This window comes from Reichenbachiella carrageenanivorans, assembly GCF_025639805.1.
In the GTDB taxonomy this organism is placed as follows: domain Bacteria; phylum Bacteroidota; class Bacteroidia; order Cytophagales; family Cyclobacteriaceae; genus Reichenbachiella; species Reichenbachiella carrageenanivorans.
The window spans coordinates 1,701,459-1,714,186 of sequence record NZ_CP106735.1 but is presented as its reverse complement, the minus strand read 5'-3'; the positions used below and the strand labels follow the sequence as shown (position 1 = coordinate 1,714,186).

Annotated in this window: 4 protein-coding genes; all 4 read right to left on the bottom strand. The window is 42.9% G+C overall.

The genetic code is table 11. The annotated features are described in order from the left end of the window. Window positions 1–60 precede the first annotated feature (60 nt). Window positions 61–3,276, bottom strand: coding sequence for a T9SS type A sorting domain-containing protein (locus tag N7E81_RS06910; protein ID WP_263052557.1), 3,216 nt, complete (start codon window positions 3,274–3,276; stop codon window positions 61–63). 131 nt (window positions 3,277–3,407) lie between these two features. Beyond that, entirely contained in the window at window positions 3,408–10,559 is a 7,152-nt protein-coding gene (locus tag N7E81_RS06905; RefSeq protein ID WP_263052556.1) for an MBG domain-containing protein, read from the bottom strand. A gap of 444 nt (window positions 10,560–11,003) precedes the next feature. After that, window positions 11,004–12,044: a response regulator transcription factor gene (locus N7E81_RS06900; RefSeq protein ID WP_263052555.1), complete on the bottom strand. Its 1,041-nt coding sequence runs from the start codon at window positions 12,042–12,044 to the stop codon at window positions 11,004–11,006. Continuing rightward, window positions 11,980–12,636, bottom strand: coding sequence for a tetratricopeptide repeat protein (locus N7E81_RS06895; protein WP_263052554.1), 657 nt, complete (start codon window positions 12,634–12,636; stop codon window positions 11,980–11,982). Before N7E81_RS06895 ends, N7E81_RS06900 begins: the two co-directional genes overlap by 65 nt. Window positions 12,637–12,728: the final 92 nt, after the last annotated feature.

Here is a 12,728-nt window from a genome sequence, read left to right as displayed (position 1 = left end):
CTTAAAAAAAGGGCAGCCGAAGCTGCCCTTAACCTATCCTAAACCTTTATGCCTAGCTTATTAGTGGATAAGGATCTTCGTTGTTGTGGTAATGTCATTTTGATTGAGACGTAAAAGGTACAACCCTGACTTGAGGTTGGCTAAACTCACTTGCTCATCAGGAACGACTTGCTGACGCAGCACCATCTGACCATCTATTTTGATCAACTGCAACTCAGCTTCAGATTTGAGACCCGATACAGTCATCCATTCATGAGCGGGATTTGGATATATTATAATTTTCTGAGAAACATCTATTTGCAATATATTATCACATATATTATTGACATCATCATCACAATCATCAGAATTGGCAACATATCCAGTGGGTTGATTACAGTCCTCGACCATTTCGTTTTCGTCACCCAAACCATCTCCATCCGCATCCAAATACCAAGCTATTAATTGACTTGGAATTTCTGTGTTTAAATGATATCTATAAAGCTCCGAGCCCAATGTTGGTGTTGAGCCTCTGAAATAGAGATAGCCATCGATCGGAAACAGCTCTCCCAGTATTTCGACTGATTCGTCATTAAGCGGTTGCGTGCCACACGTGGTACCATCCGTGTGATAGATGCTATAAGCTAACGAACTATTGTTGTAGCCGATAAAATAAACCTCTCCGTCGATGAGGAATAGTTTGACCGGAGCAAGGTCATTTCCAAAAGCATCGGTACTAATCTCAAGGGTGCCACCGACCGTACCATCAGTTACCCAAAGTGCCGTTCCGGTAGCAACATTTGGCTCCCCTTCCTCATCTTCAAACATTCCATCTATAAGAAAAATTTGATTACTAACTTTTACATAATTAGGATCATTAAGATCTCCCTCTCCACCTATCGCTATAGGGACATCGGCGATAAGAGTCGTGGTGCTTAAAGTCATGGTATTCGTGGCTTGCAAATCGACCTGCCCTTCCGCATCTTTTCCAAAGTAAATAACCAAATCGCCTAGCGAACCTTGAAAAACGTAGTTCTGCAGTCCATCCTCTAACATGCTCGTGCCTTCAGCCGTACCATCCGATTTCCAGAATTCATAGCTGCTTTTGGCGCTGACATGTGTAAAAAATGCAAAATAGCTATCGAAAATAGCGTAATCTCTAATGCTTGTATTTTCACTGCCTTCATTAATGTCCGATATCCGCTCTGTACCTTCTGCAGTGCCATCAGAAATAACAATTTCATACCCATAAGTACCGTTGTCTTCGGACCCGAAGATTACTATTTTGTCTTTGAAAATGAATTGATTATTATATGCCCCAGTTTTATCTGCAGCGGGATTCAAATCAACCACTTGAACAGTCCCTTCCTCTGTTCCGTCTGTCACAAAAAGTTCTATTCCTGTTGATCCATCATAAGCATTAAAATAGCAGAGATCATTTAGCACAAGAAAATTTCTCGGATTCGATTCTGGACTGCCAGAACGTATATCTTTTATCAATACCGTACCCTCGGCCGTGCCATCCGTTTTCCAAGGTTCTTTGCCCGTGGACCCATCGTTTGCCTGAAAAACAATAACATCATCAAAGCGTACAAAATCTTCGATATCTGAGTCTTCTGCGTCTGGGTTGATATCTTTTAAAATCTGCGTGCCTTCAGGCGTCCCATCTGTGACCCAAAGTTCTTCGCCTTGTGTATCTGTAGTGGCTAAAAACAGAAGTTTGTTTCCAATGATCATTTGTTCAAAACTGCTATTGGGTCCAGGGTAAGTTGAAGCAGTAGCCGGCAATAACTCTGTAATGGTTGTACCATCTGAGTACCAGAGACTGGTTTCACCTGTACTTCTTTTGGCTGTAAACACAATACCTCCTCCCAGTGAGGTAAAGTCTCTCGGTTCACTGTCGTTGAAAATGGTCGCTTCGTTGCTAATACTTGAGGTGCCTTCCGTGGTACCATCACTTTCATAAAGCTTCGCGCCATCGGAATACACAGCGTAATAAAGTGTGGTTCCGTCGGTGACCAGATTCCGAAATGAGGAATTTGTTCCTAATTCGGTCGCCTTCACTTTGGAGGTCCCTACTTCGGTGCCATCCGTTACCCATAAATCGTATTGGTTCGTTTCGTTAGCGTTGAAATAAACCAGGCCATTGAACAAGCAAAAACCAGATGGATAAGACGAACCATTGGTATTAATATCTTTGACTTGAAGGGTTCCTTCTTCTGTTCCGTCGGTTTTCCATAACTCTTGGCCATCGGTGTCATGAGTTGCAGTAAATAGCAACACATCCCCGAAAGGAAAGAAGTTTCTAGGTATACCCGAACTCAACGTACGTATATCCTTAATTAAAGCAGTTCCTTCTGCTGTACCATCGCTGCTCCATAGTTCTATATTTCCACTTGTGCCTGATGCGGCAAAGTATAACTTGCCATCGAAAGCTGCTGGGCGGAAATAGGATGTGGAGAGGCCGTCCTGACTTCCAGGTAAAATATCTGCCACCATTTCAGTTCCCTCTGCAGTACCATCACTTACCCATAATTCCCTGCCATTGGCTGCGGTATAGGCAGAGAAGTACATTTTATTGTTAAGCGCAATCATATTAGATGGTCCGCTACCGCTTGAGCCTTCAATAATATCAGCTACCATTTTGGTTCCTTCTTCAGTGCCATCTGTGACCCAAAGTTCCTGCCCCGTTTCTTCCAGCGAAGCCATAAAGAATACCTGATTCCCAAGACTGGTAAAATTCCTGACATTATTCGCGTCGGAAGGCAACGTAGCAATTAAGCTAGTACCTGCCACAGTTCCATCCGTTTTCCATAAGCGGTTAGGATCTGACCCACCGATCTCTAAGAAAAGGCACTGGTTTTCTCCGAAAGGAGTGAAATATCTTGCCTCGGATTGAGGCCCAAAGTCCTTTAATAAAAAAGTGCCTTCTTCCGTCCCATCCGTGATTGAAGGCGCATACCCTGTGTCTGGCCATTGAGCCGTAAATATTACTTTGTTTCCAAATAGAGTAAAATTTTCTGGCCAGGAGGACTGCGTACCTACATTAATATCCTTCAAAAGAACGGGTTCATTGGATTCATTTAATGTCCATAGCTCCGAACCGTATACAGGATGTTCATCGTAGCTTATCAAAAGTTTACCATTAACAATTATCAAGCTTTCGTTTATTCTAAGTTCTTCTGTTTCCGAGGAAGTATTAATGTCCTTGACAAGTTCTATTTGAGCTTGAGCGCTTATCATGCTTATCAAGCAAATGAGTATAGCGATGACTGATATTGTTTTTATACTTTTCATGGCGTAAAATTTTGAGAATTTTAATTCGATTTTTTATCCCTTTAAGGCAGTGGTGTGGCAGTAGTAGGTTTGAGTATATGAGGGCAGCCGAAGCTACCCTCTCCTATCCTAAACCTTTTATGCCTAGCTTATTAGTGGATAAGGATCTTCGTTGTTGTGGTGATATGATTATTGCTGATATGAAGTACATACATACCAGTTTGCATTTGTGAAATATCAACTTTGTCTCCTGGATAGATAAGGCGGGTCAGTACCTGACTACCTTCTATATCTACCATATCCAACTGAGCCTCCGAGGACAAACCAGAAAATTGTAACCATTCGGCCGCTGGATTCGGAAATACAGAGATTTCAACTTGTTGGGTGGCTATGCCTGTCACCGTAGCCTCATTTATCACAAGTGTACCTGTGACACTGCCTTGGTAATTGCTTTCATTTATAGTAGCTACTACTTCATAAGAACCCGCCGCAGTAGGTGCCTCCGCTACGCCATCGTAAGTGACACTCACATTCAAATCAGCTGGATCTGTGGCCACTGTAGGTAACTTAGCCGTTCCGTCTGCTTCATGTATAAGCTCTGCCAACGAAATCGTAGCAGTAGCTTTTTCAACAGTCAATACTCCATCTATTAAGGTCATTGAATAATTGTCGGCAGCCCCTCCCGCCAACTCAATGTGATATGTGCCCGCATCGCTAGCACCTGTAGCTGCAGTAGCTACAGTAGGCAAAGTAATGCTGCTGGCTCCTTCTCCGTTTACAAATCCACTGTAGCTCATGGTCAGCTCAGGTAGGCTTTCGCCAAATACCATACTCTTGTCGGTGGCGGTGATCGTAAGCGGTGCTTTGCTGATCGAAAAATTTGCAACTTTCGGCACAGCCTCATTGTACGTTTCATCTCCGACTTGTATGGCGCGCACGCTCGCCGCTCCCACTCCAGTGAAGGTCAAAACTCCGTTGTTCAATGCCAATGGCCCTGAAACAATTTCATAACTCACTGGCAAACTGCTATCAGAAGTACCGGACAACACTACTTCTCCACCGTAAGTCTGATCTACGACGTTGAAAGTAATCTGTTGGGCTTGTTTATCATTCACCTCGAAAGTGATCTGTTCAGTATCCTCAAGGTAGTTGAGGCTGGCAGGTGCGGTCACAGTCACTATCACTGTACCTGCTGTGCCTGTGAGCGTAATGGTTTTGCCGGAATTTGTGGCGTGATCACTCACCGCATATTGCAGCTCGGTATCACTATTGACAGATGCCACTACATCAAAAGGTGCTGCATTTTTCACCTTGTCGGTAATGTCTTCTACAACAATTATCTGCTGAGCAGGGTTGATGGTGAGTGTACCGGAGGTAGTGAAAATATTATAGTTCGTATCCGTTTCTGCGGACAGCTCTATGTCATAAGTACCAACGTTGCTATTTACATCCGCCTCCGTGTACGCCTCGATGGGGTTATCCAATTCACTGGCGTCATCACCTTCGATAAATCCATCATATGCTATCACAAATTCCGGATTGGCTTCGCCATATACACGCGTATCATCTTGCACAGAGACATTCAAATTAACTTTATGAATGGTCAAAGTTCCATGGTCATAATCGAAGCTGTAGTTTTCTGCTTCAGCTCCGCTTCCTGTGATTGCGTAATCGCCTGCGTCGCTCGATTTGATAGCCATGGTACTCAACTGGGGTTGCGTAATTAGTACCGCTTCGGACTCTCCATTTTTAAACCCATCAATTTCAAATTCAAATGTTGGATTATCTTCTCCATAGTCCTTCTCGGCAGATAGTACATTTACATTAAGTTCTGCTTTTGTGATCGTTAATATGCCATTTTGTGGGACAAATTCATAATTGATATCTGTACCTCCGGACACGGTGATGGTATATTCACCTATCTCACTCGATTCATCCGCATCCACATATCTGGTCGGAAGTGTTCCTAACAAGTCACTTGAAGTTTCTCCTTCGATGAACCCTTCGAATGACAACACAAAGCCAGGATTAGCTTCGCCGTATGTACGAGTAGCGTCTTCCACCTGAGTAATTAATGTCTTTTTGTAAATTCTCAAAAAGCCATCCTCAAATTCAAAACTATAATTTTCGTCCTCGCCACCTGCTAAACTAATATCATAGAGTCCTGCTCTGCTTGTCTCATCCGCTTCTGTACTAGCCGTAGGATCTGTCTCAATCACACTTCTTGTTTCACCATTCACAAAACCATCATAGACAATAGTCAAATCAGGGTTTGCTTCTCCATAAATTTTCTCTTGATCTTCAACTGTGACGGTAAGCATTTTTTTCTCTACGGTAAAACTTCTTTCGACAGCTTCAGGTGCATAGTAGTTATCACTTTCTAGACTGGCAGCCCTGATAGTCACTTCTCCAGTCCCTACGACTGTGACCTCATTGGTTTCCGTATCTAAAGTGACCGCATCGCCCGAAACGATCTCAAAACTCACCTCATTGCCAGAAGGTACGGCAAATGCTTCGAGCAATTGAGATTCATCTCCATAAACCATATCTTCAGCGCCTTCAAACAAAAGGGTCTGATTGGCTTTGTTCACCACAAATTCTTGTTCAGCAAAAGCAGAATTGTAATAGGTATTACCTGCTTGGGTGGCTCTGATCATAGTGCTGCCGGCTGAATGGATCGTTACATAATTATCAGCTACTTCTGCCACACCAGGTACTGAACTCGAATAAGTAATTGCTTCACCTGAAGTGGAAGTGGCTACTGTAAAGGTAAAGTCATCCTCTCCAAAAGTTTTTGCCGTGATTGGGTTCAGCGTTACGGTTTGATCTAATTTCACTGGCGTGAAACTCCAAGTATCCTTACCCAATATATCTATTGAATTACCTTCTGAATCTTCAATTCCGTCAATAATGTTAATATAAATTTCTACCCCTGGTTCCAAGTTCATCGGAATATCATAGGTCACCGTATTGCCATCAATAGTTGCACTATTAAAGCTATAATCCGTGCCAATTTGCGCGTCATTTGATTTTTTGAACATTCTGAAAGTACCCCCTGTTTGAAGTGAAACGGATCGATCAATGGTCAATTCGATATCTGCGAATGGACTTACATCATCTGCCTCATCTGCAGGGCTCAAGGAAGCAATTGGGTTTTCAGTGGTGAATGACCATGATCCTGCAGGAATAGCGGGTGCAGGATTGCCAGCTTCATCTGCTACTACGTTCGGTACGGTCTCTACATAATAGGAGGTATTGTATTTTAAATTCACCGAAGGTGTAAGCGTAACAACCGCGCGACTAACACCCACACCTGAACCGTCAACCGCTAATTCCTCTACCAATTGACCATCTGCGGTACGCAAAAAATATGAACCTGTATTGGCGAATACGTCTTCATCATACTGAATGTAGAATTCTGAATCTAATGCCACATCTACGTCGCCACTGGCTGGGCCGTAACCCTCCACTTCCGGGTCGATTTCATCCACATCTACTATCGACACAACCAAGGCCTCCTCATAGGTTTCCCCATTTTGGTCATCGGCCTGTATGCGGATGTACAATTCTTCGTTTTGCTCAAAATCGAAAGGTGCAGTAGATTTCAATTCTTTCGAATCTGCATCGATCAAAAATGAACCATTATGATCATCCCCCTCACCTGTCACCAGAGTGAATACGAGTTCGTCGCCATTGGGGTCGGTACCACTTAATACGCCTACTATTGTTCCTGACTCTTCATTTTCATTGATTGCAGAAGGACTAAGTGTAATTTCAGTTGGCGGCAAGTTTTGCTCTGAGACAGTTACTACCCACTCTTGCTGAGCCGTCTCTTGCTCATCGGTGATGAAGTAGGAAACTGGGTTGGTGAAATCTTGTTCGTCGCCGCTTACCTTGTCGATACTGGCACCTGGAGAGATGGTAAATGTGGGCACCAAGTTAGTCAATGAAGTACCTGCATTTACCGCAACCAAAACGGTATGATTTTCTGAATTGACCGCAGGTGTGCTGACTTGCTGAGGAATGCTGAACGTAAGGAAGTCGGAAGCCCTATTCGGTACTTCGTAGGCGCCTTTGGAGGGCCAAGATGCACTTCTCGAATTACCTAGTATATCGGTATCCACTCCATCTACGGGAGAAGTTCTGAGATCGCTATCGCTATAGGAGCCACCAGACAAAGACAAATCAGCAACGGATGCATCTGTAAATTCAGCATCTACAAATGTTGTAGTTGAAGCTATTGACGACATTTCTGTCTCATCTGCCGCATTCAGGGCAAATCTCGTTACGCTCACCCCATCATCGAGGATGTGTACATTATTCCCAGCATCTTCTGCTTGCATGTTGGAATAGTGTACAAATCGTCTGGTCGTGCCTGTACCAGAGGTTCTTTCAATGCTAACATTATTGTTTTGGATGTTAGTGCCATACCCTATGGCATAATGATAGCTATCCGTTTCAGACCCTGTACCATACAGGTGAATAGAATTGTGCAAAACATTGGTTGCTCTACTAATACCGACAGTAATATTGCCTCGAATTGATATAGAATTATTATATACGTTAGAAAGGTAATCGTTTGATGATATAGCCACAAACCTTGAGGGGTCAGGAGCACCTTCCACATTATAAAACTTGTTTCCGATCACATCTATATTATCCAAATTAGATGTATCGATGTTTAGGCCATATATGGTTACATCAGCTGCTGTATTGGATGCTACAAATTCGCACCCCATGAAATTGACATCTGCAACAAGGCTAGTTGTCGTTCCTATAACTTCCACACCATAGCCCTCCACTATATTGAATCTAAGATTCTGAAAGGAGATATTGTGTGTGCCACTAACGAGCTGAATCCCACTAGAATTAAACCCATCGACATTGATCTGCATTGCAATATTCCCTGTAGAAGGGTCTGCACCATCAAAAACAATATTGTTAGAAGAGTTACCTAATCTGATAGCTCCACCATATTCCTGTCTCAAGTTTATATTGGTGGCGCCAGATTCAGGTCGAACAAGTACACTATAAGTCGGGTCAGGATTGTAGGGTTGTAGCAATTCAGCTACATCATAACCATCCTCAACAACAAAAACAATATCTCCTGCCTGACTAGCAAAACCAAACTGACCAAAGGCATTGCTTAATTTCTCAAAATCCCCATTTGGGCCTACCGTATATGTGCCGGACATACTCTCCCAATTCAGTGTAATTGTCCACGATTCAAAATTGTTAGCCTCAGCACGAACCGTCATCGGAAAGGGCACTCCGTTTTGATAATATTGAGGATTGGATGAAAAACTAAAAGTGGCTCCAGGAGAAAGATCCAGATCAATATCAATTCTGGATGGACTGGTTGCCTGAACGGTTGCTGTAATTGTATTATTCTCGTTGTCAATTACTGGATCTCCTACTACGCCCGGAATGTTAGCTGCTAAAACCTGAGTTTCGGAGGACAGTGCGCGAGTCGTAAATGAATTATTGCTAAAAGGGTTTCCATCATTGCCAGCTAAGTCTGAAATTTCTGGAGCACTCAAATAGTATTCAGTATTATATTCCAATACCGTATTTACTTCAAATATCATCTGATCACCTACTATACTCATACCAGCAGGGAGTGGCGATCCATCTACAGCTTGCCAACTAGCCACTGAAGCGTTATTGGAAGTTTTTCTCAGGTAGAAGGTAGAAGTGACCGCATCTGTTAAGGCAATATCTTCATTGAAAGTATAGATCAGTGTAGGTGACAAATCGACTCCGGTCGCTCCATCGTCGGGATCTGAGGTCAGAAGCACCGGAGGTGTATCATCCGAATCTCCCACATTTATAGTCAATATTTGTTCGCGCGTACCTCCTACATTATCCGTAGCACGAACCCGAATACTTCTAGTAGCTCCATCTTCGTAGTCGAGTGCTTCGGTTGTTTGAAGCTGACTCCCTACGATCTGAAATGAAGCATTGTGCGTAGATCCCGTACCACTAACTAATGTGACTGTTGCATTGTCGCCCTGATCTGGATCTATGGCTGAAATGGTGCCAACCACTGCTCCTGCTGATTGATTTTCAACCACAGAACTGTTGCTCAAAGAAATACTGGTTGGATTTCTATTGGCGAGAAAACTCCAGTTGTCAATATTAGTCCCTGCAAAATAGTTTTCTTGAGAATCATGGAAGATGTTGTCACCGATACTAATATAGTATTGTCCTCCCGCTGTCAACCCTCCATGCCCATCGAATGGGATTTGGTAGTTCCCTTTGTTATAAACAATGTCTTGTGGATCGGCTTGGTCCACTAAGGTGGCCCCTGACTTTGTTTTGAGATAGAGTTCGATATAACCCGCACGGTCTATCGATACCCCTTCGTTGAACCGAATGGTAAATACCGTTTGGGCAGGGTCTACACCCTCTTCTTCATGAGCAGGATCGAGGCTACTGATTTGCGGTGGATCCGCTTCCGATTTGGTAGTAAAATGCCAAAAGTCCGTCTCATTGTTTCCAATACCTTCAAAGTATCTGCTCTCTTGGTCTCGAAAAGCATCCGCAGAGGTATAGATATAATATTCTTTTCCTAACTCCATGGAGCTAGACGAGCGGTGTAGAGTTACAATATTTCCATCTATAGTGACATCGTTTGCTAAACTAAGTGTCCATGAATCAACAACCGATCCTCCAATTTCTTGTAGGTAAGCGTATTTGTATGGAGGAGAAGTATAAACCGACTCGTTGAAAGTAATGGTGAAATCTGTAGTAGCGTCAGCTTCGACAAATTGGGCACCATTAGCAGGAAATGTAGAGGCAACTATTAAGTCTGATTTTTGAATGGTGAATCTCCAAACCCCGTTGCCTACGATAGCATCCAAGCCATTGCCTTCTGCATCCTCCACTATACCTGCACGAGGAGTTGTGATATAGTAAGATTCTCCATAGCCCAATGTTTGTACATTGTGGAGCGTGATAGTAGAGCCAGACACTGTGACTTGAGAAGGATCGTCTACTTCGAATGACTGTAGTGGAGTAGAACTAAATAGCAGCTTAAGATCAAACTGGTCATAACTTTCGGCAAGCTGTCCAACATATACATTTCTATCGAACTCTATAGTCAGTGTGCCGACATCGCGAGCAATATGAGCACTGAGGTTGGCTGGTGAAAAACTGACGATAGTAGGCTGAGCTATCGCTGATAGCGTACCCAGCATAGCTAAGAAAAAGATTAAAGTGGCTAGCAGCACTTTGTCTATGTGCAACCAGACGTGTTTTAATTTATCGAATCCTTGGGCTTCGATGGCTTCATTAAGTTTCATGGCATAATAAGTTTAAGTTTATACCCCTCAATTTCTAGGATTCATGCAGGTAGCGACCTATCCACTATGGGTAGTTTGCACCTACCCAAGCGGGTAGTTTTTCGAAAAGAGGCATTTACACCATATCAAGGCTGTTTTTAGGTGAAATCTTGGCTTTAATATTTCAGAAAAATGCCCTCCTATTGGCTAAAGAATCATTTTCCGCCAAATCAATATGGCAGAAAATTAAATAAAAAAGGCAGCCAAAAGCCGCCCCAAATACTTATCCTAAATCTTTATGTCTAGCTTATCTATGGATGAGAATTTGTAGTGGAAAAAGGAGATAATCAACAGAAGTTAATCATAAACAGTACCGTCTCATCAAGTACATTTGATCTGTTTCAAGGAGTTGATGAAACTAAACATTACTTGAAAAATCATCATGTATTCAATCAAAAGACGTCTTTATTTAGTCTGCACTACATACTCCAGCGCTTGCTTACGGTTCGAAACCCCTAGCTTATCATAAATATTTTTGAGGTGATATTTCACCGTATTTACAGATACGAAAACCTGCTCAGCAATTTGGGCATTACTTAGGTTGCTAATGGCGTGGCCAAGGATTTCGAATTCTCGATCAGTGAGCGGGGTCGTCAGGCATCCATTGAGTTTTTGTAAGTCTACGATCACGCCAGAAGTGTCTCCCTCTAGGAGTAGCTTGATCTGCTGGCGGAGCGTTTCTACTTCTTTTTCTAATTGCACATACTTGTGCTTCATTTTTTTACGAACCAGATAGATCACTATGCCCAATATCATGAGAAGTATTACAGCACCTATTGTAAGTCCATTGAGTTTGAATATCGTACTTTCCAGGTCTGCTGATTTGGCCACATATCGCTGGGTCAAAATCTGATTTTCTTGTTCTAGTTTATCAAACTTGACCTGTAGAGCTAGCCGATTGAGTTGCTCATTGTTGTCTAGCTTCTGTATCGAATCATTGAGTAGCTGATACTTATTCTTCATATCTGAGGCTCTGTCTTTTTCTCCAGCCTTGTCGAGCAATTCTGACTGTAGTAAATAATTTTGCCTCAAACTCTTGATCAAACCCAATTCTTTGCATTTGATCTCATTTTCAACCAAAATATTGAGTGCTTTGCCAACCAAGTGCATCTCGCCATATACCTTAGCCCGCATGTTATTGGACGATATGAAATATTCGCTATGGTCGTTTCTCAGAAAAAATTCATGCGCTTGCTCTGCATACTCCTCAGCATCTCCCAATTGCTCCATTTTAATGCTCCATTCGGCTTGATCTAGCCAGCAACTGGCCAGCCTCCATTGGTCGCCTACTCGTTCATATTCTTTGGCAGCCTCTCCCAGATAAAAACCAGCACTATCGAGCTGACCCAATTCCAAAAACAAACTTCCTACAAGCTTAGTCCTATTGGCCAACGAATTGGCATTGCCCTGGCCTGGACTTAAGCAATGCCAGCGACTCCTTAGCATAAAAAAGAGCCTCTTCATAAGCTCCCGTCTGCGCCTTCAGTTCGCTCAGCAAACTCAGATCAAACCCAATAGCCACTTCATCCTGTCTGGCCACGTCGATTTGGTAAGCACTATCCAATAGCTTTATAGAATTTTCATAATCCCCGAAATGCTGATATAGAGTCCCCAAGTTGTAATACTGCTCGGCAGTCTCTACTGCTGCCCCAATACTTTTGGCTATCTGGAGCGACCGCTCATAATGGGGAAGCGCCTGCTGATACAAACCCATCTCTCGATAGCAAAACCCAGCATGACTATAGCATTCGGTAAGTAGTAAGTCGTCCCTTACCTCGGCTTGCTCACCCGCATGTATGGCCTGAAAATAACTTTCGAGCGACTTTTCTAAATCACCTAAATAATAATAAGAATCTGCTCGCAGCTGATGCAGCCTAGGCAAGTGTAGTGTGGCAGTTTCTAAAAGGGAGTCGGCAAGGCTGACTACCTGTGCATAACTTTCATTGGCAAAAGCTTTCTCGACAGCATCTATCGACTCTGCACCACGTACAGCCGTACCCCACAAAAACAGAAATATACACAGTAGTTTAGACCACATATTTAATGCTTAGAAGTTGGTAGAAGTATCAAATTTATGACTCCCTGAGTTTAAATAAAATTTTGAACTCGATTTGTTAGAAATGAATCCAA